Origin of the sequence: Acinetobacter sp. YH01010, from assembly GCF_013420775.1 — a bacterium.
Lineage (GTDB): Bacteria > Pseudomonadota > Gammaproteobacteria > Pseudomonadales > Moraxellaceae > Acinetobacter > Acinetobacter amyesii.
In genome coordinates, this window is the sequence record NZ_VOYF01000013.1 from 40,410 (window position 1) to 63,048 (window position 22,639).

Sequence of the window (22,639 nt, forward strand, 5' to 3'; positions counted from 1 at the left end):
TTCACTATTTTTCTATTTAAAAAATATCCACACGATATTTGGGTCAATATACAACTATTTAGAATCATTTCGGACTATTCTAAGCACAGTTAAGTGCATAAATTTCAAAGGTTAATACGCTCATGCTTTTGATGATCGAAAAAAAGTACTGAGATTCACACTGCTCCCCATTAGTTCCTTTGACCTACATAACAGTCTGATTTGTTACAAAATAGGTTTGTATTAGTTCCTTTTAGTTCTTCTTAATCCGGTACATTTACGGGTAATATTGCGGGTAACCTTAAATTTACCTGTTCGTTACCCGTATGGCCTCCAATAAGCTTACAGATGCAAAAATTAAAATACTTAAACCACAAGAGAAAGTTTACCGAATATTAGATTCAGATCGCCTGTATATTGAAGTTCGCCCATCAGGTACGAAAGTTTGGCGTTTTAAATTTACGCATCAAGGTAAAGAGTCATCTATGAGTCTTGGTGAGTATCCATCAATCGGTTTAGCAGATGCACGTATTTTGCGTGAAGAAATGAGGGCTAAACTTGCTCGAGGAGTTCACCCTGTTTTAGAGAGAAAGCAGCTCAAACTTGAAGAAGAAAGCAAACTAACAAATACTTTTAAAAATGTTGCTTTAGAATACTATGCAGAGCGCCTAAGCTCTAAGACTGAAAACTACAAAAACCAATTTTCAGTTTCTATGGAAAAAGATGTGTTTCCGGCTATCGGATCTAAAGACATTAAAGCCGTAACGTCAGCTGATGTTTTAGGTATTTTGAAAAATACTATTAAACGAGTTAGATCTCAAAAGAATCGTGGCACTGGTGAGGTTACAGCTATACAGAATAGGAAGTTTATTGGTGCAGTTATGCGATATGCCATTGCCACCCTGCGCGCTGAGAACGATCCAACATACGCTGTTCGTGATGTGGTTATACGACCCGAAGTTACCCATGCAAGACCATTGAATAAAGATGAGCGCATCAAGATCAGAACTCGCTTAGAAACTTACGGCGGCACTGAAACGGTAAAAAATGCTGGTCTTATGCTGCTCTACACAATGCTTAGAACCATAGAAATACGTCGTATGGAATGGTCTTGGGTAGATTTTGACGATCGCATCGTAACTTTTCCTAAGTCTGCTATGAAGAAAAGCCGCGAACATATTCTTCCGATGTCAGAACAAGTCTACGCAATTTTAAAAAACCAATATTTAAATTCTGGTAATAAAGTATATGTGTTCCCTTCGGTTTATAAATCGGACTCAATGCTTAACCAAATGACCCTAAATAGAATGTTTCAACATTTAGCTATTGAAGATGTTTCAGCTCACGACTTGCGTGCTACTGCTTCTACTTTGCTGAATGAATATGGCTATGATGACAAATGGATCGAAGCTCAACTTGCACATGCTGATGATAATAAAACTCGAGCATCATACAATCACGCAAAATATTTAGCTGATCGTAGAAAAATGATGCAAGATTGGGCTGATATGGTAGATGGATGGAAGCAATAAAACCTTCTATTGTTGCTAGGTACTTCTTTCTTTGAAGTACTTTATGCATCCCTCTATAAATTCTGCATTCACATTCATCTCAGGATCATCTTTTTCATCGTCACATTGATCAGCAGATTTAAGTTGATTATCACGTGCATAGCGATATCCAAAATACTGCTCAGTTCCATCTTTATATCCCCCAAGTACTTCAGGACGCATTTGATATTGGAAATAGATAAATGCAGCTACACCTAACACTGCCAATGCTGAACTCATTAATTTGAATTGCTTTGAAATCATTTTTTATTCTTTTGGGTTATTATTTGTGCAAGGATGATAATTAAAATGAAAGGAGAAGTCTATGTGCTCAAACTTTGAAGCGATAAAGCGTGACCGGGCTTTTCTATTAAATCTGCCAGAGCCAACTCAACTCGAATTCCCTGATGAAATTTTTCCTACCTATAACTCCCCTTTAGTTTTTAGCAATAAGGGTAATATTGAATGGCGCAGTGCGAAGTTTGGCATGATCCCTAAATGGGCCAAAGAGCTTAAATACGGCCGACATACATATAATGCTAGAACTGAGACCGTTGCTGAAAAGCCGAGTTTCAAGAACGCTTGGTATAAAAATCAGTTTGCCTTAATTCCAGTCGAAACTATATATGAGCCAAAGTATATCAACGGTAAACCGCACTGGTATGGTATAGCGCGCGAAGACGGAATGCCGTTTACCGTAGCTGCTATATATGAAAGTGCAATGATCAATGTAGAACAGATCCGCTCAATGAGTATGTTGACGATAAACGCTGACAAACATCCTTTCATGAAACAGTTTCATGCCCCACAGGATGAAAAGCGCAGCATTATCGTTATACCTGAAGAATATAGAGAAGATTGGCTGAATACTAACTTTGAAGAAGCTCATGAATTTTTCTTTGATATGTCAGATGAGTTTATAACTTTTCCTAAAAACCATTTATCTGAAACAAAGCCACAGCGCGACTTATTTTGACTTCTTATTGAATTTACTTAATTTTATAAATTTGAAATCTAATTGAGCAACTATTAAAATCTTGATATCTGTTACACCTATCAAGTTTATTATGTCTGAAATCATAACACACGGCGGCTTTAGAATTGGCGCTGGTCGAAAAAAATTAGAGCCAACAAAGGTTATTCGTGTGCCCGAATCTCGTATTGTGGAGATTAAAGAATACCTCAACAAGCCTAAAAACGAAGCAGAAATTTCAAATATTCGTCAAATTGACCCAGTTACATATCTAGAAATTCCACTTGCTGTTGAACGTGTGCAAGCTGGTTTTCCTTCGCCAGCTCAAGATTATATCGATCAAAAAGTCGATCTTAATGAGCACTTAATTAAAAATGCAAATGCAACATTCATTGTTAAAGTTGATTCGCTTTCGATGCTTAATATCGGAATTGACATTAATGATGAGCTGATTGTCGATCGCAGTCTAGAAGCAAAGCATAGAGACGTTATTATCGCCTGCATTGATAACGAACTCACTGTTAAACGCTTAATGCTTGAAGGTGATAATCATTGGCTTAAAGCTGAAAACCCTAACTTTCCTGACATTCACTTTAATGAAGGTCAAATTATTGAGATTTGGGGCGTTGTAACAAGAGTAATTAAGAGTTTTAGATGAGTTCGCAAGATCGTATTATCGCCCTCATTGATATCAATAATTGCTATGTCAGTTGTGAGCGTTTATTTCAACCAAAATTAAGAAACCGCCCTGTTATTGTGCTTTCTAATAATGACGGCTGCGCTGTTGCACGTAGCCAAGAAGCCAAAGATCTCGGGATCAAAATGGGTGTTCCACTCTTTCAAATTAAAGACATTGTTGAGCAATATAACGTTCAGGTACTTTCAAGTAACTACGCTGTATATGCTGAAATGAGTCGACGTTTCGTAAATACTATTAAATGCTTTGTCAGCGAAAAAGATGTTGAACAATACTCTATCGATGAGACTTTTGTAGATTTCACGTCGTACACGAATCAGGATGTGAATCTAATCGCACAGAATATTAAAGAGGCGTTATGGAAATGGCTTGCACTTCCCGTTTGTGTTGGAATTGGTCGATCTAAGACTGAAGCGAAAATAGCAAACCATGTAGCAAAGAAGAATAAGCACTTTAATGGCATTTGCAATTTCGTCGAAATGGATCCATGCATTAAAGAATACGTGCTTAATGATATTGAAGCATCTGAAGTTTGGGGCGTTGGTCGAAAGCATTCTAAAAAATTAGAAATGATGGGCATTAAATCCGTTTTAGATTTAGCTCTCTCGAATCCGCAATATATTGAACAGCAATTTTCCGTTGTGATGAAAAGAACTGTTCTTGAATTAACCGGTACAGCATGTATTGAGTTAGAGCAAACTCCTCCCAGCAAGAAGCAAATCATCAGCTCGAAATCTTTTGGCCAACGAGTAACTGATTTAGATTCATTGAGGGAGGCTGTGAGTTCATTCTTACAATCAGCTGTTAAAAGACTGCGTAAAGATAATAGTTTGTGTGGTTGCGTAATAGTTTCAGCAGAATCTAATAAATTTGATGCAAACAAACCATTTTATAGAAAATCAATCAGTATGGGATTTGCTGAACCCACTGACTCAGCTGCAGTCATGATAAAAGCGATAATGAAGCGAATTGATGAGATATATAAAGAAGGAATTGAATTTAAGAAATGCGGCGTGATATTGACTGGTATTGAGCCTAAGGAAACTTACATTCATGATTTGCTGGCAGATTTAGATGCTATTGAAGTGGATGAAAAACTGCAGTCGACTTTAGAAGATGTGAAGGAAAAATTCGGGGATAAGATTCTTGCGATTGGACCGTGTATGTTACCAAACCGTAGATGGTCAATGAGTCGTAATCGATTGACGCAGAACTATTTTTCTGTGGATGGGATGTTGACTATTAGGGATTAATTTCTTATAAACCCTTTATTTTTAGAATAATTACCATGGATATCAAAAAAAATATTTGCAAAATTTTATGGGTCACTACCGCATTAAGCATATCTGCAATTGTAATTTGTGGGATTGTTTTGGGTTGCAATGGCCAAGAAGAGCCAATTTATAAAGCAATATCTTTATATGGTAATTATTTTGGGGGAATTTCAACTATTGTGGCTGCCATGATTGCTGCCTACCTATATACAGATTGGAAGAAACCAATATTTATTTCGCGGATTGGCTCAGATCAAAAAGAAATTATTAAAATAACGAGAGATTTAAAACGACATGCAGATTCTTTTTTATTATTTATGAATAGCTCAAATCGCACAATCTCAAAACTAAATAATGATAACGAAGAATCCCTGATTTATAAAAAATTAGTAAACGCATTATTAGATGATATTGATGATTTAAGCGGGGCTTTAAAAATCTATAAATGCCATTTTGATGAAACAATAAATACAGAAGAGCAGCATATTTGGTTTATTCGTAGTATTGAAAATGATGTAATGTCATTATTTAAAATACTTTCTAAGCCGAATCCGGATTTTGAGTATATAGATTCTTTTTATCAAACCAAGCAAGCTGTCGAATCCAAAGAGTTTAATCGTCTTTGCAGGAAAATCGTAATACAACTACCAGACGAAATTTCAGAGTTTTACGCGAGCCTGATTCGATAATGAAAGCCCTCACTTGAGGGCTTTTTCATGTTCGATAATTACTTGAGCAACAGCTTTCGCAGCTGACCAATACTTTGAGTTAAATGCGGCGAGTTCCGTATCATTTGAAATAAATCCGAGTTCTACGATCAAGCCACCAGCATTGATAAATCCGAGTTTTCCACGGGCTGACTGTGATTGATCAATCCAACCTTTATCACCACGAAGGCGACTGCCAAAAACATCAGCCACGGCTTTAGATAACTTTTGAGCGAGCAATTTATCTTTTGGCAGCGCAATCGTTTCAATGCCATTTGCTTGGCTATTTGTGGATGTATTCATGTGGAATTCGATTGCGATCGATGCACCTTTCGCCAATGCGATAGCATTTGTAAGAGGGAGATTGATTGTGCCTGCGCCATCAGTTTTGTAAGACAGACCTGCAGCTGCAAGATAATGTGCTACAGCATTTCGGAATTGTCGCACCAATTCAGCTTCTTTATATTTGCCGCTGACAGCACCCGGATCTGCATTGCTATGCCCTGCAGTAATCGTCACAAATTGATTTACATCGTGTAGTTCAGGCTGCTTTTTCAGGCGGGCAAGAACCATGGCCACACCAACAAACATACCAACCCATTCAGCAACGTTTTCAGGAATCTTGTTTTTCAACTCTTGTGGAATCACCTCCCAGACACTTAAAAACTGTTCTGAGAATAAAATCAGGGCATAAAAAAAGGCGCTTATTGCGCCTACCTGTACTGACTTGAGTTTCCAAGCCTGCTTCCAGTTGTCGATTAACTTCATTTGATACTCCACTTTGTAACCTGTGATTTAAGCCAAGATTCAATAAATGCACTTCCTAAAATACCCACTGCAGAAGCAATGGCTAGTAATGCTAAAGGATTGATATCAGGTATTTGTAAAACGACCGCTCCTGCGATTGTTGATGTTGCAGACCCCAAAATTGTTCGACCAATTGCCAAACGCCATGTCAGCTTTTCATCAGACACAAGCAATTTTGCAAAGCCTATCGCTGCCCCAATGACAATGAGTAGTAGTAAATTTCTCTCATGCTCTTGCATGAATCCCCCTAATTTTTAGAAATAAAAAAGCACCTTTCGGTGCCATTGTTTAAATGATTCAGACTTCAATCTGACTGTGTTGACCTAATGGTGCTGGCCGTAAAATTTGTTGATTTGAAATGAACACACGCTGACCGAGGTTGTATGTCGTCCCACTCGTGCAAAGCACTGGTCCAGATCCCCCATCCACTTGAACACGATACTCAGGATGGCTTGCAGAAGTGATTGTTCCAATTAACTCAACGTGCGTTGGGTTCAGCAGTTTTCGAAGTTCAAATAAAGGATTAGTCACGATGGATGCGCTCCACTTTGATAGATTCTGTGACTTTGCCATGATTAAATGAACCGCTCACCGAATCAATGACTCCCCACCACTGTCCGTGGAATGCCACGGTTTTACCCGGCAGCATTTCTCCAATTTCTTGAGCGACTGGCAAACCTGATAAAGTGTGAAATTCCTGTATATTGGCTTTGATCAACTCCATCTTGCCAAAGCTTGCACCCGACACGACATCAAACATTGGGCCACTCACAGCTTCAAGAGGAACATCACCTGCAGTATTGCGCTGTTTCACAGTCAGGCTGTCACCACTTCGACTGTTCACGACGTTAATGGCATTGAAGTCAGCAATATAATCCTTGTTCTGCTCAATGGTTTGTTGAATCACAATACTTTGTGAAATCAAAATATCGTAGTCGTCCACAGTCATTGCATCCCAATAGCCATTTTTATAACGAGGCAAGATTGAAAGCGTATTACCTGACTTTTGGCTGTAGATGAAACCACCACCAGCTTCGACCACTTGTTTGATTGCGTCCATCGGTGCAAGTTCTGCATAGCTCAGACTCTCAACCGGCACGATCCAGCCGACGTCATCAATCAACTTCCAGTCCAATTCAGTACCGGATTGAGCTCGATCAATTTCTGCTTGCACGAGCTGCACAGAGGTTCGCTCATTATCTTGGATAAATGATCGTTTATTGGCGTAATCCGCTGCATTCAGCGCTGTGACACTTCGACCATCGTAGGTATAAGATTTATTCGCAAACTTAATCGTTTCTGTTTCAGTCTCAAGTAACACATGATGTTCAAAGCCATTGATGATTAATTTTAAAATCACCGGTTGCTCATTTAGCGGCTGCAGTTTTTCTTTCTCCGTATGTGCCACGGTAATTGAATAAGACCAACACCATGTACTACGGCTACAATTATAAGTTCCGTTAATGACTTTAATCGGTTCAGCATTATCTAAGCGTTCAGCACTTAAATTATTCACGATATACCACCATTTTGGATTATTCAGCTGCGGAATATATTGTTTTGCACATTTGTCTTCATCAAAGTTGAGCACGATATTAAAGCGACTCACTTTTTTTGATGGACAACAAAAATTTAAATGAACTGGCTGCCGTTTAGGCTTTTGGTCGGGCTTTGGCCAAGGTTGGACTGGATGTTTTCTGTAGTGAATGGACTTGGCTTTATCCCATGGCAAATCAGACTTGGTGACAATCTCAAGCCCCTTATCCCACTCGAACGAAAAGCGCTTTTCGAATTGTTTAGCGAGTTCATGTGAATAAGTGAATTGCTTGCGCCTGCGAATCATTTCTTGCCATCTTGATTCACGATTGTGACGTAGCTTGATCGATTCTTCATGTACGTAAAGCTGGTGAATAAATCGAGTCTCTCCTTGCTCCCAAACCATGTAAGCATCAGAATTCAAACCAGTGGTTTGCTCATGCGTAGATCTAACAGCATGATTCAATGAGCCGGCTTGTTCAAACCGAACATCCACTTGGTTAGAAAGCACTAAACTCCGCTCATAAAAAAGAGCCTCATTTGAGACTCTTAATATTGGCTTAGCCCACGGTATTTCCATAACGCTTAAACATGCAAGCGCCTTTTGGTACTGCGTATTAAAGCCATATGACACGCCCACCAAGTGATTGATATCAAATAGTGCTTCAAATTGTGCTGTCAAACTAGTTTGAATTACAGTATCAATTGCACCGTACTGATCAATCCGGACAGCCTTAAATTCAGCAATAAAACTATTCTGAACAATTACAACGAGTTGCGAAAACTGACCTGATACAACATTAAATTCAGCATAAAAGCCCGTATTAATCTGTGCATCTAGTACATCATTACTATAGCTCTCAGCATTAAATTCAACAGCAATTACTGTGCTAACAATCGCATTGAGTGATGCGATATTCTGATCATCAGCGCCAAATTCAAGATTAGTCGAACCCGTGGCAGGCTCTTTAAAGTTAAGGTTTACCTGGTGTCTATTTGGTGGAATATAGTTCGACACATGCCCACCTCATTTATATTGATGGTCGTAAAATCAGTGAGTTCATCATTAAGGTGCTACCGATTACCAGATTTGGATTTGCCAATGCAATATCAGTTCCAACCTCAAAATCAGCAACCGCTTTTCCTTCACCATTGAAAAGACGAGCCCAAATGGCAATGCCTGCTTGCGTTACTGTACCTGCATCTGTTTGATGAAGCTCAATATTGTCTAGATTGAGATTTTTAAAACATGGCTTGGGAAGGGTTAAAACGACTAGTTTCGCGGCTTCATCTCCCACAACAGCTAATGATGTTGGCTTTTCGTCACTGTAAAAAATAAAGGTAGCATTTGCGCTACCTTGATCTATGTAATTTGCCAATGCTTGCAGTTGAGCAAGTCCGGCTTCTAAAGAAGTTTGGATCATTTCACGTTATCCTGTGCAACAATGTTGTATTCCTTCTTAGGATCCAAGGCGATGATGTAATTTGAACCATTTCTCACCCCTAAGAGAATGTAATTGCCATTTGATTTTGAAGTAGTTTCATTTAGCAATTCCCCTGTGCTTCGGTTATAAACGCGCACTCTGCATGAAATCGGAACGCCCTGTTTTAGAGTCTTACCCTGGATTAAAAGTTCTGCCTTTTCAGCTTTGGCCAATTTGAACCTTCTATCAATCTTCATAGCTCACCTAAACTAAACACAAATGCTCCAAAGCTGTTACCTTGAGCAACTTTTTTAAGCACAAAGCACTCATCATCTTCCATAAATGTATGTAGATCTGCATACTCTAAATGACTTGACTGCATGCTATAAAGCAGAGGCAAAGCACCCATGAATGCATTGTTAGACGAATGTAGCATAACTTTACTAAAGTGAATTCCTGGTTCTAGAGAGTTAAAGCTCATTATTCCTGAGCGCATTAGTGTTTGGCTAGTTCCTTTGTCTGGCAAATAATATTGTGGGTAAGCTGTTAAATCCTGACTATAAACACCGGTGTTTGTTGTCATGGTGATGGTTGATGAAGCCCACGCATAACGCAACGGGTTGACGTTAAAGAAGAAATCTGAAGCACCGGCAGTAGTATTTCGCTGATGGGCGAGTAAGAATGGTACACGAAAACCTTTTTTCTCTGTTACACAAAAACCATAAACGTATGTAGCAATATATTTGTTTGCATGTGAATTACTGACTGGTGTGCTAACTAAATAAAATGAAGATTCATCACCAATAACCATCCACTCTTTTTCATTGTTTGCCGGAGAAGTAGAGTCAGCAATTTGTGATGTTGGGGCGTTCTCAGATACAGCGTGGTACCATTTCGCCCAACCGTTCACTGCCGATGTGCCTGAACCAGTACCAATCCAATTCTTATTCGGGTTGCTAGCATCGTAAGGGACCTGATTGGCACTAAAATCGTCGATGTGGGAACAACTCTCCAAGATCCCCACCTTGGCAAATTTCGCATAATTAGTGTTGTAAACAGGATCGAGACTGTCATCTACCCGAAGATAAAAAGAATTAGCCTCAGTGTTCTTAGCTCTATAGACTGCCTTATTTTCACCACTAAAAACCTTGGTCCAGCCCAATGGGGCAACTTTGCATGAAATACTACCGGTGGCAAGCTGGTCTGCAGCATCAACAACAAATTCAATAGTATTCGCTGTTAGTCCGAATACTTTAAATTCACCGTTCAACGCAGCTTCATTTGCTCCAGAAATTTCAACCACTTGAAACTGTTTAAAATTATGAGCACCTCCAAATGTTGCAATACCAATACCATTCTCAACAACAAGACTGGAGATAACTTGCGAGCCAAACCCTGTTACAAGACACGCATCTAACACATCAACCAAGCAGCCCCATGTATTAGTAAACTGCGGCGCATTGGTATTATCAAAGCTAAACCACTTAATATCGGTATTTGCCATTTTATTTACCCATAAAAAAAGACCGCATAAAGCGGCCATATTTGATTTAAATTCTAAACAGCGCGGTCAATGTCGCCGCGCAACATGATTTGGAATGAATCCGAAATTACTGCAGGTTCTGACTGCTTCACCGTACGAATGACCCAAACTGGGAAATTACAAGCAATCGTATTAAATCGAAGAACGTTGCCATTCGCCCAACCACTACCCCAACCTTCTTTTTTAATCACAAAGTAAGGTGCGCCAGTCACAGGGTTTATCGGACTAAAGTCATTATTAATGGTTCCTGTTGCAATTTGCCCTGTATATTCACCCACACATTTAAAGTTGGTGCCATCAGTAAACTGGATATACCAACGCTCTTGAATTGCACCTTTGTTTGTGACCTGAATCGGATACAACGCATCATTGTAATTTGCGCTAATTAGCGTACCTGTCGGTTCATCCAACCATTGATTAGACCAGGTTTGCTGCACGAATTTCTTGGTATAACGCGCTTGCATATCATTAATGACCAATGCAGAGCCTACGATCGTATTGTCGGCCTCATAGTTATGCGTCAAAGGCTTGGTAAAAGTGACTTGGCCATTAATTTGCGCATCACGGATCTGCCCCATATCTTGATAACGATACTTGGCAACCAATGGCTCAACCAAACTTGCCAAAACAAAATCACCACCCAATGTCACGCGACCATAATCATAATCTACGGTGTATAAGTCATAACTAACTTTCACGCCGTTTGCATCCTCAAGCTCACACCACGCAATACGTTGATCATTTAAGTCGTACGTCGTACCAGCAATCGCACTTGGTAATGCTTGTGACTTAGTTGAACTGACAATACCAATACCACCGACTCGAAAGATTGGCACACGGCCATCGATGGGTAGGCGCGTGGCAGACAAACCCAGTAATTCAGAATCAATCGGCAGATAGGTATAAGCAATCGCGTTATAGCGAACACTTGAAGCATCCACCCACACGGGTAAATTAATATAGGTCTTACCTGCTTCTTCATATTCAAGCAGTGGATCGTACCAATCATGTGCTTCTAACTCCGCACGATTATCAACTGTAACTTCGGTCTTGATGTAGAAATAAATCTGCACAAAACCATTATCCCAATTCACCAGGCCATGAGCACGGGATGTCTCAATCACCCCGTTCTCATCGGCAGTCAGTGTGAGTTGGCCATACTCAAGCGTTCCAACAACGACCGTAAGCGATTGCACTCGCAGCGGAATTACCGGTGTGCGAAAGGCAATCTTATTGACCGGTGGTAGATCTGTTGTTGTGGTCAATGACTGCAATTGAATCGTGTTATCGGCATTCGGCGTCCAGCTATCAATTTCGATAACGCCGGTACCATACTGGATGACACCTGACTGAATACCGGAGTTGTTGGCAGGATCCACATTGCGATACAGCAAACCAGAGCGGTCTAAAAAGGTATCGCTCCCAACCTTGAAACGGGCCGAACCCGTTAGGATTTGCTCATCAAAACCTGAGGACAAGTCTAGTTTTAGTTTATCTGCAGTCATCGTATGTGTAGATGAATTTGAACCTGACGTGTCGCGGTACTTTACTTTCACATCAGCAGTATTGAATGCCTTTAAAGTAATTTCTTCGCCAACAATACTTGATGTTTGTGGACTATAAAAAGCCATAAAAATCCCCTAAGCCGTACCGTAGGTAACCGCTGCTTCAAATTTAGTAATAAATTGTTTGTAAACCGTTTGTGGTGTGACTTCGCATAAGCCAGTTGAATAGTTAATTGAGCCCTGCACCACCCCACGACTATTCACTAAATTCCCCAACGAGCTTGTTACCGGCACATCTGTCAGCAATACATTGGTTTCAAGATTCCCCGTCTCAGTAGACACAGGAATTTCTAACTCAACACTGTTGGGTTGAATCGCAGCGCCTGTACCAATCGTGAATACCAGCTTTTGACTTGAGTCTGGGGTAACATCATTCTTGGTTTGCGTAAGCGAAGTACCAAAGTTATAGATCACATTAAAAACGGTAGATTTTTGCGGCAGTTTATTGGGAATAATCTTGCCTTTGCCTAAGGCATAATTAATTGAGCCAGCAGCATCACCAGTGAATTTACCTTGTGCATTAGAAGTAGCTGTTTTGGCTTCTCCTTCAAGCAGCCAATTAATCGTCACGCCTGGTAATACCCCTAGATGACCTAGATCAAACTCAAAGGCAGCTTTTTCAACACTTAAGTTTGATCGTACAAAGGTCACGATCGGCGTTCCCCAATTCAGCAGAATTACACTATCCACATCAGGCAATGCGCCTGCAGTTAAAAGCCATGATCCTGTCTCGTAATTGATCATGCCTGAACCAAAGGAGCTATTTGCTGCTCTTAACTGCCCTGATCCATCATCCTTAAGCTCATAAAACTTACCTTGAGACATATAGGAAATAGACAATGCGCCTGGCGCAGGAATCGGAATCAATACACCTGACCAATTTGTACTTTGGTTATTCTGAGTCACTGGAATAGCACTGCTTTGGTAATACTGGTTCGGTGCGGCAGCCGGCTTAAACGCAATGTTTAAACTCATGGTGCCGGTTGGTGCAGCAGAGGTCCATTTCACCAGGCCACGCTGATAGTCGATTGTACCGACTTGTGTACCCAATGAGTTCTTGAGCAAACCACCTTGATCTGTGATTGACTGGCCTTGCATGCTAAATGACACAGAACTTGGCATTACAGCTGAACCTAAATACAGGTTCTGACTTTCACTCACGGCTTGCGATGGATAATTCACAGTAATCAAACCATCGCTACCCGGTACCAAAACAACACTTTCGCCTGCAGCATTGACATCAATGATCGGTGTTTCACTTTGAGCAGATGGAATGAGCTGCGTAAACATTGAGTCCGCATTAACCGTGTATTCACCAACATGAACATCAGATGCCAATTGAGTAGATGAATAATACAAACCAGTATCAGCAACAAGCGTATCGCGAATAATAGTTTTAGATGCCTCGCCTGCATACCACTGACGTGCTGACAAGCCTACAAAGTCACGTTCTAATGGATCATTGATTTGGTAAGTCGCAACTTTGTATTCGATTCGTTCCTTATCAATCACCATGACTGATATACGTGTTTCAACTTTGGTAATTCGAACATACTGTTCAAATTGAAGTGCTTTTCCTTCATCTGAAATCAACACGATCGTATCACCAACACTGGATTCAGTTTCTTGTGGAAACATTACCACTTGCAGTGATGACATGCCTTGCCAATGGGTATCGAGAGGTGTGCCAGCAATTTGGCCACCTTTGGCCAGATAGTTTTCAACTCGGTTTTGTGCGGCCTGGCGCTCATCGGTCCAAGACTCGGTACTAAACAATAATGCTGAGACGTTTGGATCCTCGGGAAGCTCAGATACAAATACTGTGGCACCCATAAGTAAGTCGGTGTCATTCGTGGTCACAGCCGGAAAGATCTTTCGCATCGATACATCGCCGACGGTACGATCTAACTCAGAGATGTCGTTAAACAGATTATTACTCAGACCATCTACAACAATCTGACCGTTATATTTCCCACCACCATCAGCATTATCGGTGTCACGCTCAGCGTGATAGATCACTAAATCTTTGGTTTCAATTGGCATTACTCACTCCAAAATCTGAGCGTTAAATTCATAGGATCATTCAGAGATACTGGCGGGATTCCTTTCACGGCAGTGGCTTCTAAAGCACCGTCAATATGATTAAAAACCACGTTAAATTTCCGTGTGTCATGCGCCCACTCAAACTGCAATTCAAATTGCTCATTCAGTACCGACCAGGCCTGCAACTTACGAACGACACTTAACGAAGTCCACCCCATTCCACTGTCAGCAGGCTCTAAAGTGATTGGCTGACCTGAAAGCTTGGTGCCCTCTTGAATAATCGGCGTACCATTCATGGCATATTCCAAAGATTGCTCTTTGGCCTTCCAGCTAAATTCATCAGACCAAAAAAAACCGTCTTCAATTGAGACGGTTTCTGATGTTGAGATGCGTTTTATTTTCACGATGCCTTACTCACTTTTCCTAGCGTTGCCAAAATTTCTGATAACGCGTCCTTATTACTCGCATCTGTTTGAACATCTACAGATTTGCCATTAGCCTCAATGCGAATAGTGGTTTGAGGTTCAGATTTAGCCGCACCTGACATAGCCTTAGTCGACACATTATTAGGCGCATATTGCTGCATACGCTCTAATTCTCGATTCACTTGCTCCACGTTGCTTAAGCCACCAAAGAATCCAAAGCCTGACGACTTGTAGCCATTTACGCCCTTGGTGCCTTCATAGATATCCTTGGCATGCTGTTTAGCAGCTGCATCTGAATATCCCATGGCTTTAAGCTCAGCTTCGATATCCCCGGCATTTTTAGCCATCTTGCCTTTGGTACCTTTTCGAGTCTCATGCATTCCACTCGATGCTGCACTAACAGCTTCTTCCCACGCGCTTTTAACTGAATCCGCTTCGTCTCGACCAGTTTGGCCAAGGTTACGGAATCCATCTTCAGCGCTACTTGAAGCACGGCGAACACGATGAATTGATTCTTCAAGCTCACCATAGCTTTTGACTGATGCTTTACCCGATGAATCAATTTGCACTTCCAGGCCAAGTGAAGCTGCTTTGGCTTGTGCTATTGCAATTTGAGCTTTATCCCCAGTTGCAATCGTTGCATTGAGCATTTGCGTATAAGCCTGCTTAATGGCATCAGCCGTGGCCTGACCACTTTTACTAACAACATCAAAATTACGCTGAGCACTTGTCGCAGCATCATTTAATTGCTCTTTGGTTTGAATTCCGAGTGCGCTAAAAGCTGCTTGTACTGGATTTAATGCAGCAGGTAATTGTTTGGCTTTTTGCTCAATCTTAGTTAAGCCAAGAGCAACCTGCTCACCAGTAATTAAACCCTGCTTTTCAAGCTCAATTAATTTACTTTTTGCATAATCCAATTCAGCGCGTGTCTGTGCGGTATCAATTGCTCTATTGAGATTTGCGGATAATGCCAGACCCGTATCAATACCCTTTTGTTTGTACTGATCTAGGCTACCAATAATGATCTGAACATCATTAGCGGCAGATTGAAAAGTTGCGGAGAATCGACCCTTAAGTTGTTCAGTACTTAGTCCTGTACGCTCTAAAGAGGCTTTCATCACTGCTTCAGTTAATGCGGCTGTTTTTTCTGCTTCTTTGGAAGTGCCTGCAAATGCAGCTTTAGCATTAGTTTCAAAGACCAACAGATCTTTACCATCCAAGGCCTGGCTAAGCCTTAGCTGAAGATCTTCACTTGTAATCTTTCCTTGTTCTTGCAGAAGAATTAGTGCAGTTATTGAGTCATTAATACCCTTGGTAGAATCAAACTTCATAGCATTGGATATTTTTTCCAAAGCTTCTTTGGTTGGTTCACCTTTTTTAATTAACTCATCAAATTCTGCAACTAACTTTTTAGACTCTTCTGTAAGTTGATAGGTTTTGTCTCGTGCTTTTTCAGCTGCAGCTGCCTGCTCCGCCTTAATTTCTGCTGAAACTTTTGCTCTTGCTGTTTCTAAAGCAATCTGGCTTTCGAGTTCTTCAAATGCTTTGCCATACCCTTGAAGTTTGGCAATTCCCTCCCCAATAGCTGTGCCTATCGGCATGGCCACGGTCGGAATCAACACACCAATAGCGGTCACAGCTACACCGAGCGCACCAAGTCGACTAATTAAAGTCATAACCGAGCTGCCAGTTGTTGCCATTGATGTGGTTGCAGCTGCTGAATTGGCAGCAAGTTGGGTTTTAGCGGTTGCTGCACCACGTGTAGCTGCCGCATTCGCAATTTGTGCTTGTGTATTTGCAACCACTACCGTTGTTTCTTGCGCAATCGCTGTAGATGCTGCTCTCACACCTGCAGCTTTATCAAGAAACACGCTTGCAATATTTAGGGCTTTATAGGCAATAAAGGCCTGACCAGCTAAGGTTAAAGTGGAAACAATTGTATCGAGATTTTCAGCAACATATTTCAGTGCATTGGCAACTTTTTCACTCACCCCTGAAGCAGCATCCGCCTCACCGATGTAGACAGTCCAGGCTGTTTTCAAGTTCTCAATAGCAGCACCAATCGTTGCTGGGAATTTAGCATACTCGGCACTGATTTTTTCAGATTGGCTTAATAGAGCCTTGGTCACAACCTCAGTTGTTAGTTTACCCTCTGCTGCCATCTCACGAAGCTTACCCGTTGCTACCCCTAAACCATCTGCTAACGCTTGAGTTAATCTCGGTGATTGTTCCATCATGGAGTTAAATTCATCACCACGTAGAACACCAGAACCTAAGGCCTGATTTAACTGTGTAATAGCTGCTTCATTAGATGCCGCCGATCCACCGCCCACTTGAATTGCTTTATTAATAGTTTCGGTAAGAGCTAAAGCCTGCTCTTGAGGCCATTTCATTTCCTGACCAATCTTGGTTAGTCGAGAATACAAGTCACCTGTAGCTGTTAAATTTGAATTAGTCGCAATTGCTACGTTTTTTACATCATCCATGGCTTTTTGTAGATTGCCATGCTCACCGATCGCAATATTAATACGCCCAGATAGATTTTTATATTCATCCGCAGTTTGAGCAATTTCCATCGCAGATGTACCAATACCAAGAGCAGCAAGCGCACCGGTTAACGCCGTAAAGCCTGTTTTTAAACCTTGTATTTCATTTGATACGCGCTGAGATGCTGTTTCAGTTTCATTCAACTCTTGATTTGCATTTCCAAGTGATTGATCCAAACTATCAACTACAGGAATGGCTTGTTGCGATGCTTGACTAAATTCATGCATCGATGTTTCCGCTAATTCTAGCGCTTGTTCTAAAGCTGATACCTTCGTCTTGGCAGAAGTTAATTCTTCCAAGGAAACATCATCGGATGAATCCGCCAAAGCCTTCCAGGCCACATTAGCCGCAGTTAATTCTTTTTGTAGTGCATCTATTGCAGTTGCACCTAACTGCCCAATTCGTTCCACCTCTTTAGTTGAAACAACGGCACCATCACCCATACTGTCAATTGCACGAGTGGCGCTCTGAGCTTCAGAAACAATATTGGTTAAATCTACAGACGTAAATTTTTGAACTTCAGAAATAGTTTTACTTGCGGCTTTATCCACGCCAACCATTGCATCGGTGGCAGTTGCTTCATAAATACCAAATGCAGCCTCAACACTTTGGATCGATGTTTTAAGGTCAGCAACGCGATTAACGGCATTTTGAATATCTGACGGCGTAGCTTTTGTTTGCGATAGTTCAACAAGCTCGGCCTGAGCACCTACAAGCTCAGTATTCAATGCTCCAATCATTTGTTGGCTTTGCATCGACATATCACGAAGCTGGCTTGCGCTAACTGTACTTTTATCACCGAGGTTGCTGATTTCTTTGGTGGCTTTATTAAGCTCTCCAACTAGAGCATCCACTTGAACATTCTTTGCTTCAGCTCGAATGGTCTCAAATACTTTTTTTGTGACATCTTCTGACTGCTTTGCAGCAGCTACCAGACCTTTGCTATCACCATCAAGTATAAGTTTAAACGTTAGATTTTTACCGGACATGGCGAACCTCAAAATTCTGGGAATAAAAAAGCCCACAAATGTGAGCTGATTATATTGGTGTTAAAAACACCTAAAGTTTTTACATTTATCTATTGGCAAAAAACGCCCCAATTTTTCTGGAACTCCACTGGTTCTATATTTTCACCTTCAATTACAACTATTGCAGGAGTGGCTATGAAACGCTTAAACCCAGTGTAAGCACCTAAACTATTTTTACTATTAACCTGACCACAATTACCCTTGTGATTTCTAATCTCTGCGCTTGTGGGATCTTTTAAATAACCTTGCAAAGCCAATCTTGACTGCGTTTGTTGCTCAATCAGCTTGGTCTTGGCTACCTTATCAGGCGATGGCGAGCTTGTTCGAGGCGTTGCAATAACAAAGCTCAGTATTAGCACTGCAAGTATAATTGAGATAATCATCCACTTAGGAATGGATTGCTTATACTCACTCCCGCAACTATTACAATGTGTGCTTTCAAACCGCATTGGCTTTTTACAGTTATTGCAAATCTTTACGCCCATCCTAAAACCCTCAATATAATTATTGAGCACATATTAAGTGAAAACCGTAACTTACCTCAATGTTTACTTAGCTCAACTTGGAACGCTGTAAAGCCTTTTTTATCGGCATATTGCGCTGCTCGAATGATATTTGAATCAAACTTGCCTCGGTTTCGTTGATACTTTTCAGCCGCTTTTAAGAAGCCAATAAAAGCACCATAGGTCATTTGCAAAATATCGTCATGTCTATGGCCATACGCTATCAAGTACTGGAATGAATCAAACCAAGTTTGTTCAACACTACCTTTATTCTTACGTATTTTAAGGCCTGGCTTAACGTCTTCATTGAAATATGCACCATTTACTTCGATCACATGTTTAAGAAGATGGCTAAACTCCAACGGATCTGATTCAGCGAGATCTAATAGCGACTCCATTTCAGTGTTTGTACACATTGAGCAAAGTTGAAATACATGAGCGCCATAATCTTTTACCAGGCCTGCACCGATTAAATCTGAATAATCACTTTGCTTTAGGCTGTCACGAATAACGGATGCGTAAGGCGACCAGAAATCAAAGTTATGCATCTGCAGCTGCTTCACTTCCACATCATTACCAAGCACCTTAATTGTGATCGAGCGGTTATTCGCTAAAAAGAAATCATTCATGATGGTATCTCGAAAAAGCCACCCGTAGGTGGCATAGATTGTTAATCGAAAAGACATGGTTGAATTTGTCGATCTACATTTGCTATCGCTGTTTGCAAGGTGTCTCGCTGTTTCTTCCACTCAGAAAGGCCTTTTCCGCATGCACTTGCGATATCTTTTTCGCATTCAAGTTTTGCATTTAAGGCCTCGCGCTTCTGAACAAGTGAGAAGTAATCAGTCTGCAATAAGGCGCGAGCTTCAAAGAACGCCTTTACCAATGCTTTTTTAAATTCACGAACTTTGGGGCTGTTTCGCATATACGTTAAGAGTAAAGTTGCTTGCTGCTCGTTGAGCACCGCATACTGTAAAGAGTGCCCATAACCACCTTGTGGAAGTGGTGCACCCATCCGCATTTCAAATGCCAATGGGCCAAACTCATCAAAGTCTGACTTATAACTTCTCACCAATTGAATTACAGACTTATGCTGAATACCTAGACCTAGGGCTATTTGTAGTGTGGTTGTTTTAGGAACCCCATTATCAACTTCAACAATTTTTAAAACTTCAATTTTTGCATTCATGTATAACTCCTTGAGTTGAGTGTGAACCTATCTATCGAATGCACTTGGAATAATAGGCAGGCATTAAAAAAGCCGACTTGTTAGGCCGGCTTCGCTTTGAAAAATATAGATTCTTGTCAAGGGTTTCGTAAAACCCTACAGGGGGTCACCTAAAACACAGGCACAAAAAAAGACGCTTATGCGCCGTGGAGTTCTTTGTGCCTGAATGGGTTTAAGCTTTTGGAATTGTCACCACATGGCCATATAGACCAAGTGTTTCATCTGATCCTTTGCCGACATCTGATAAAGCCTGACCTGAAATTTCATACTGTCCAAGTTCTTCGTGAATCAATGGGAAAGTGGTTTCTGGTGATTTTTTGGTACGCCATAAGCGAACAGCCATATTGTCTCCAGTTGCAGTGTTAATCCCCTTAAAGAACAATTCATATTCTTTGTTGAAATCACTAGCGATAGTAGTATGACTTACAGCACCAGTGGTGTACGTGGCAGTGACCGGCTCAGTAATCGCCTCTTTAAAGATCACAGTGCCGAATACAGCATCTAAGTCATATTTGCTTTCATCCACTGCTGTAGAACCAGCTTTAAACGAAACTGTTGTAAGGCTATAGCCATTGAGCTTTATTTCTTCACCGACTTTCACGGTACCCAAGGCTTGGTCAGTCACCGTATCACTTGCAACTTCAGACTTCATACCTGAAAGGATGTACTGAAGGTTGGCATCATCCACTTCTTCAAGTTGCCCCGAGAAGTTAACACCTGTGGTCTTGGTTAGCACAAAGTCTGTTGTACGCTGACCGGATGTGCTTTCTGTGTGCTCAACCTGATCAGTTGTGATTTCAAGTTCAAATTCAGGCACGTTACCAATATGGCGCATTGCACCTGCAACACCATTTGCAATTTCAGATAAATAGAATTTACCTTGGAGTGAAATATAATTTTTAGCCATCGGTTTTCACCTCTTTAGCGGGTTTAATTGGGGCAGATGGCTTCACTTCTTCAATGATTTTATCTGCGAGTAATTTGCTGATTTGATTCTCTGTCAGCCCACCAACAATATCGCCGGCAGAAAAACGCCCGACGGGTTGCCGGGCTTTATATTGTTTTGCCATGAATGGCTCCTAAATAAATTTTTGTGATTCAAAAATAATAGTGATGTATGCAAACCCAGGACTATAACCATCACGCACAGAAATTAAGTCTAATTCAGTGCGAGAAGATTGCGGCTTCCACCCCGAAAGAAGCTGAATAACTTTTTCAGTTAAAAGCCCCGCTTCATCGCTAACTGCTCGACCATCATTCTTCTGTGACTGGGCATTGCGACACGCCACAGTCACCGCCCACTGTTGGCCTATCTGATTAATACGCCCTTTACCCGCGCTTGCTTTCTTGTCTATGCGTACAAAGTTGATATGCGCCGATGGAGTGACCTGCGACATTTCTGTGACCACTACTGAATTTAGCGGGGTATAAATCTGCTTAAATTCTGAAATTTCTTTCAGTTTTTCTGCAATCTCATCACGTACCGCGAAGAAGGTACTCATCAATAAAACTTCCTACGATATTTAGGATCATTTCTTCATCTGCAGAATTGATACCTAATTGTGTCCTTGGAGGATTAACCACCTGTTTTACTTTTCTGTATTGACCACCAACAGCAAAGGTAATGTATTGGCTTGTCTTTGGCAGAATCGTAGCACCGAAGTGCAGGTATGGCGCATAAAAGACGTTCGTACCTACCTCAACACCATTCGAAAGAACGTTGTATGTGTAAGAATTCATCAAACGACCAGTATCACGTAGCGTTTGACCACCTTGCATGCCCTCTCGTCCCTGCAAGCTTGCACGCCAAGACATCTTCCATGGATTACCATCAACATCAAACCCACCAATGAATCTTTTTTGAACACTGGTTGTTAATGCCAGGCCAATATCTTCATAAAGTCGAGCTTTTTCAGCATCAATATCCAGCAATTGAGTCATTACCGCCTCAATTGCTGAACTATTTGAATCAATCTTGATTGCAAACGCCATAATTGCCTCACTTGATGCTAGGCATCATATTTAAGACATCGTCACCAAATACCCCACCACGATAAGTACTACCGATAGGTAAAGTACTTGGCTTCTTTGTAGGCTCATCATCAATAATCTCGTCCGACTCCTCAGACTGGATCTGTAAATGTGCCTTGTTTTCAGCCACGCGCTTTAAGAATGAGATTGCATCCTCATAGCGCTTTCGGACTTCTTCAGTTGGTTGCTGGAAATACAAGCGATAGCGTGCAATATCACATGCCATGCGTTTTAAGTTGCTTGGCACATTTGGCAACGGCAAAGAATAACGGCCACCTATGTGACCGTTAATTTCCTCTGTCGCGTCCTGAATGGCATCATCTACAGCGGTGACATTGGGTAGCATCATTAACAGTTGTTCTAGCTCATCACCAAATCGCACCACCAAGTCAGATTTAGTCGCATACATGGATCACCTACTTGGCTTCTGTAGCAGCCTTTTTCGCTTCGGCAGCTGCTTTTTTCAGGGCAGCGTCAGATGCAGCCAATGCTTTTTCAAGCTCTGCAACCTTCGCTTTAAGCTCACCATTTTCCTGATCCGATTTGACCTTTTCATCAGTCATCAGCTTATTTGCTGCAATAAGATCAGTATTGGCTTTTTCCAGTTCAACTAAGCGTGCGGCTGAACCATCAGCCTTAGGTTCTTCTGGAGCCTTTTCTTCTTCAATCGCTCCAGATGCTAAAAGGGCCTGAAGTTGTTTAGCTTCAAGCCCTGTGATTTCTTGGCCTGGACGAAAAGGTCCAAGTGACTGCTTTGCAATGTACTTCGTCATAATAAT

General features: G+C 41.2%; 26 protein-coding genes. 5 read left to right on the plus strand and 21 right to left on the minus strand.

Translation table 11 applies throughout. The features are described 5' to 3' along the window. The first annotated feature begins 305 nt into the window (after positions 1-305). Positions 306-1,511, plus strand: coding sequence for a tyrosine-type recombinase/integrase (locus FTT77_RS12130; RefSeq protein ID WP_180109362.1), 1,206 nt, complete (start codon positions 306-308; stop codon positions 1,509-1,511). A gap of 15 nt (positions 1,512-1,526) precedes the next feature. Here the strand turns inward: FTT77_RS12130 and FTT77_RS12135 are convergent, their stop codons facing one another. Next, positions 1,527-1,793, minus strand: a complete 267-nt coding sequence (locus FTT77_RS12135; RefSeq protein ID WP_180109363.1) for a hypothetical protein — start codon at positions 1,791-1,793, stop codon at positions 1,527-1,529. A 61-nt stretch (positions 1,794-1,854) separates the two neighbouring features. Here FTT77_RS12135 and FTT77_RS12140 point away from each other — a divergent pair, with 61 nt between their 5' ends. The 4 genes from FTT77_RS12140 to FTT77_RS12155 all read left to right on the plus strand — a co-directional run bounded on the left by FTT77_RS12140 (position 1,855) and on the right by FTT77_RS12155 (position 5,162). Beyond that, positions 1,855-2,505 (plus strand): SOS response-associated peptidase family protein, encoded by a 651-nt coding sequence (locus FTT77_RS12140; protein ID WP_180109364.1) that lies wholly within the window; start codon positions 1,855-1,857, stop codon positions 2,503-2,505. Between the two features lie 91 nt (positions 2,506-2,596). Continuing rightward, positions 2,597-3,160, plus strand: a complete 564-nt coding sequence (locus FTT77_RS12145; RefSeq protein WP_180109365.1) for a LexA family transcriptional regulator — start codon at positions 2,597-2,599, stop codon at positions 3,158-3,160. After that, positions 3,157-4,452 (plus strand): Y-family DNA polymerase, encoded by a 1,296-nt coding sequence (locus tag FTT77_RS12150; protein ID WP_180109366.1) that lies wholly within the window; start codon positions 3,157-3,159, stop codon positions 4,450-4,452. The genes FTT77_RS12145 and FTT77_RS12150 overlap by 4 nt, the downstream gene beginning before the upstream one ends. Positions 4,453-4,487: 35 nt before the next feature. Next, entirely contained in the window at positions 4,488-5,162 is a 675-nt protein-coding gene (locus tag FTT77_RS12155) for a hypothetical protein (RefSeq protein ID WP_180109367.1), read from the plus strand. 9 nt (positions 5,163-5,171) lie between these two features. Here FTT77_RS12155 and FTT77_RS12160 read toward each other — a convergent pair whose 3' ends face one another. The 20 genes from FTT77_RS12160 to FTT77_RS12255 all read right to left on the minus strand — a co-directional run bounded on the left by FTT77_RS12160 (position 5,172) and on the right by FTT77_RS12255 (position 22,633). Further along, the gene (locus FTT77_RS12160; RefSeq protein WP_180109368.1) at positions 5,172-5,948 is read right to left on the minus strand and encodes an N-acetylmuramoyl-L-alanine amidase; all 777 of its coding nucleotides are present in this window, start codon (positions 5,946-5,948) and stop codon (positions 5,172-5,174) included. Next, a complete protein-coding gene (locus FTT77_RS12165) occupies positions 5,945-6,226 on the minus strand; it encodes a holin (protein WP_180109369.1) in 282 nt (93 codons plus the stop codon). The genes FTT77_RS12160 and FTT77_RS12165 overlap by 4 nt, the downstream gene beginning before the upstream one ends. A gap of 58 nt (positions 6,227-6,284) precedes the next feature. After that, positions 6,285-6,518, minus strand: a complete 234-nt coding sequence (locus FTT77_RS12170; protein WP_180109370.1) for a hypothetical protein — start codon at positions 6,516-6,518, stop codon at positions 6,285-6,287. Next, positions 6,511-8,541 carry a hypothetical protein gene (locus FTT77_RS12175; protein WP_180109371.1) on the minus strand — a complete coding sequence of 677 codons (2,031 nt, stop codon included), beginning with the start codon at positions 8,539-8,541 and terminating at the stop codon, positions 6,511-6,513. Before FTT77_RS12175 ends, FTT77_RS12170 begins: the two co-directional genes overlap by 8 nt. 13 nt (positions 8,542-8,554) lie before the next feature. Continuing rightward, positions 8,555-8,947: a hypothetical protein gene (locus FTT77_RS12180; protein ID WP_180026361.1), complete on the minus strand. Its 393-nt coding sequence runs from the start codon at positions 8,945-8,947 to the stop codon at positions 8,555-8,557. Next, positions 8,944-9,204, minus strand: coding sequence for a hypothetical protein (locus FTT77_RS12185; protein ID WP_180026362.1), 261 nt, complete (start codon positions 9,202-9,204; stop codon positions 8,944-8,946). The genes FTT77_RS12180 and FTT77_RS12185 overlap by 4 nt, the downstream gene beginning before the upstream one ends. Next, the gene (locus FTT77_RS12190; RefSeq protein WP_180109372.1) at positions 9,201-10,451 is read right to left on the minus strand and encodes a hypothetical protein; all 1,251 of its coding nucleotides are present in this window, start codon (positions 10,449-10,451) and stop codon (positions 9,201-9,203) included. The genes FTT77_RS12185 and FTT77_RS12190 overlap by 4 nt, the downstream gene beginning before the upstream one ends. Before the next feature lie 53 nt (positions 10,452-10,504). Next, a complete protein-coding gene (locus FTT77_RS12195; RefSeq protein ID WP_180109373.1) occupies positions 10,505-12,121 on the minus strand; it encodes a hypothetical protein in 1,617 nt (538 codons plus the stop codon). A gap of 9 nt (positions 12,122-12,130) precedes the next feature. Beyond that, positions 12,131-14,098, minus strand: a complete 1,968-nt coding sequence (locus FTT77_RS12200) for a hypothetical protein (protein ID WP_180109374.1) — start codon at positions 14,096-14,098, stop codon at positions 12,131-12,133. Next, positions 14,098-14,502, minus strand: a complete 405-nt coding sequence (locus tag FTT77_RS12205; RefSeq protein WP_180109375.1) for a hypothetical protein — start codon at positions 14,500-14,502, stop codon at positions 14,098-14,100. Before FTT77_RS12205 ends, FTT77_RS12200 begins: the two co-directional genes overlap by 1 nt. After that, positions 14,499-18,059 carry a tape measure protein gene (locus FTT77_RS17470; RefSeq protein ID WP_257224718.1) on the minus strand — a complete coding sequence of 1,187 codons (3,561 nt, stop codon included), beginning with the start codon at positions 18,057-18,059 and terminating at the stop codon, positions 14,499-14,501. Before FTT77_RS17470 ends, FTT77_RS12205 begins: the two co-directional genes overlap by 4 nt. 89 nt (positions 18,060-18,148) lie before the next feature. Continuing rightward, on the minus strand, positions 18,149-18,583 hold the full coding sequence (locus FTT77_RS12215; RefSeq protein ID WP_180109376.1) for a hypothetical protein: 435 nt from the start codon (positions 18,581-18,583) through the stop codon (positions 18,149-18,151). A gap of 56 nt (positions 18,584-18,639) precedes the next feature. Continuing rightward, complete coding sequence (locus FTT77_RS12220; RefSeq protein WP_180109377.1) at positions 18,640-19,230, minus strand: hypothetical protein; 591 nt, start codon at positions 19,228-19,230, stop codon at positions 18,640-18,642. A 41-nt stretch (positions 19,231-19,271) separates the two neighbouring features. After that, entirely contained in the window at positions 19,272-19,790 is a 519-nt protein-coding gene (locus FTT77_RS12225) for a Rha family transcriptional regulator (RefSeq protein ID WP_180026370.1), read from the minus strand. A 211-nt stretch (positions 19,791-20,001) separates the two neighbouring features. Further along, a complete protein-coding gene (locus tag FTT77_RS12230) occupies positions 20,002-20,736 on the minus strand; it encodes a hypothetical protein (protein ID WP_180109378.1) in 735 nt (244 codons plus the stop codon). Beyond that, on the minus strand, positions 20,729-20,899 hold the full coding sequence (locus tag FTT77_RS12235; protein WP_180109379.1) for a hypothetical protein: 171 nt from the start codon (positions 20,897-20,899) through the stop codon (positions 20,729-20,731). The genes FTT77_RS12230 and FTT77_RS12235 overlap by 8 nt, the downstream gene beginning before the upstream one ends. Before the next feature lie 9 nt (positions 20,900-20,908). After that, positions 20,909-21,331: a hypothetical protein gene (locus FTT77_RS12240; protein ID WP_180109380.1), complete on the minus strand. Its 423-nt coding sequence runs from the start codon at positions 21,329-21,331 to the stop codon at positions 20,909-20,911. After that, positions 21,306-21,821, minus strand: coding sequence for a phage virion morphogenesis protein (locus FTT77_RS12245; RefSeq protein WP_180026372.1), 516 nt, complete (start codon positions 21,819-21,821; stop codon positions 21,306-21,308). The genes FTT77_RS12240 and FTT77_RS12245 overlap by 26 nt, the downstream gene beginning before the upstream one ends. Before the next feature lie 7 nt (positions 21,822-21,828). Next, entirely contained in the window at positions 21,829-22,269 is a 441-nt protein-coding gene (locus FTT77_RS12250; protein ID WP_180005170.1) for a gp436 family protein, read from the minus strand. Between the two features lie 7 nt (positions 22,270-22,276). Next, the gene (locus FTT77_RS12255; RefSeq protein ID WP_180026373.1) at positions 22,277-22,633 is read right to left on the minus strand and encodes a hypothetical protein; all 357 of its coding nucleotides are present in this window, start codon (positions 22,631-22,633) and stop codon (positions 22,277-22,279) included. Between the last annotated feature and the right edge of the window lie 6 nt (positions 22,634-22,639).

Excerpts from the sequence above, each read along its gene's own strand:
- FTT77_RS12190 (WP_180109372.1), bottom strand. The coding sequence starts at position 10,451 with ATGGCAAATACCGATATTAAGTGGTTTAGCTTTGATAATACCAATGCG.
- FTT77_RS12195 (WP_180109373.1), bottom strand. The coding sequence starts at position 12,121 with ATGGCTTTTTATAGTCCACAAACATCAAGTATTGTTGGCGAAGAAATT.
- FTT77_RS12130 (WP_180109362.1), top strand. The coding sequence starts at position 306 with ATGGCCTCCAATAAGCTTACAGATGCAAAAATTAAAATACTTAAACCA.
- FTT77_RS12225 (WP_180026370.1), bottom strand. The coding sequence starts at position 19,790 with ATGAATGCAAAAATTGAAGTTTTAAAAATTGTTGAAGTTGATAATGGG.
- FTT77_RS12250 (WP_180005170.1), bottom strand. The coding sequence starts at position 22,269 with ATGTATGCGACTAAATCTGACTTGGTGGTGCGATTTGGTGATGAGCTA.
- FTT77_RS12165 (WP_180109369.1), bottom strand. The coding sequence starts at position 6,226 with ATGCAAGAGCATGAGAGAAATTTACTACTACTCATTGTCATTGGGGCA.
- FTT77_RS12255 (WP_180026373.1), bottom strand. The coding sequence starts at position 22,633 with ATGACGAAGTACATTGCAAAGCAGTCACTTGGACCTTTTCGTCCAGGC.
- FTT77_RS12215 (WP_180109376.1), bottom strand. The coding sequence starts at position 18,583 with ATGGGCGTAAAGATTTGCAATAACTGTAAAAAGCCAATGCGGTTTGAA.
- FTT77_RS12145 (WP_180109365.1), top strand. The coding sequence starts at position 2,597 with ATGTCTGAAATCATAACACACGGCGGCTTTAGAATTGGCGCTGGTCGA.
- FTT77_RS12240 (WP_180109380.1), bottom strand. The coding sequence starts at position 21,331 with ATGAGTACCTTCTTCGCGGTACGTGATGAGATTGCAGAAAAACTGAAA.
- FTT77_RS12235 (WP_180109379.1), bottom strand. The coding sequence starts at position 20,899 with ATGGCAAAACAATATAAAGCCCGGCAACCCGTCGGGCGTTTTTCTGCC.
- FTT77_RS12135 (WP_180109363.1), bottom strand. The coding sequence starts at position 1,793 with ATGATTTCAAAGCAATTCAAATTAATGAGTTCAGCATTGGCAGTGTTA.
- FTT77_RS12200 (WP_180109374.1), bottom strand. The coding sequence starts at position 14,098 with ATGCCAATTGAAACCAAAGATTTAGTGATCTATCACGCTGAGCGTGAC.
- FTT77_RS12230 (WP_180109378.1), bottom strand. The coding sequence starts at position 20,736 with ATGGCTAAAAATTATATTTCACTCCAAGGTAAATTCTATTTATCTGAA.
- FTT77_RS12185 (WP_180026362.1), bottom strand. The coding sequence starts at position 9,204 with ATGAAGATTGATAGAAGGTTCAAATTGGCCAAAGCTGAAAAGGCAGAA.
- FTT77_RS12160 (WP_180109368.1), bottom strand. The coding sequence starts at position 5,948 with ATGAAGTTAATCGACAACTGGAAGCAGGCTTGGAAACTCAAGTCAGTA.
- FTT77_RS12220 (WP_180109377.1), bottom strand. The coding sequence starts at position 19,230 with ATGAATGATTTCTTTTTAGCGAATAACCGCTCGATCACAATTAAGGTG.
- FTT77_RS12180 (WP_180026361.1), bottom strand. The coding sequence starts at position 8,947 with ATGATCCAAACTTCTTTAGAAGCCGGACTTGCTCAACTGCAAGCATTG.
- FTT77_RS12140 (WP_180109364.1), top strand. The coding sequence starts at position 1,855 with ATGTGCTCAAACTTTGAAGCGATAAAGCGTGACCGGGCTTTTCTATTA.
- FTT77_RS12155 (WP_180109367.1), top strand. The coding sequence starts at position 4,488 with ATGGATATCAAAAAAAATATTTGCAAAATTTTATGGGTCACTACCGCA.
- FTT77_RS17470 (WP_257224718.1), bottom strand. The coding sequence starts at position 18,059 with ATGTCCGGTAAAAATCTAACGTTTAAACTTATACTTGATGGTGATAGC.
- FTT77_RS12150 (WP_180109366.1), top strand. The coding sequence starts at position 3,157 with ATGAGTTCGCAAGATCGTATTATCGCCCTCATTGATATCAATAATTGC.
- FTT77_RS12245 (WP_180026372.1), bottom strand. The coding sequence starts at position 21,821 with ATGGCGTTTGCAATCAAGATTGATTCAAATAGTTCAGCAATTGAGGCG.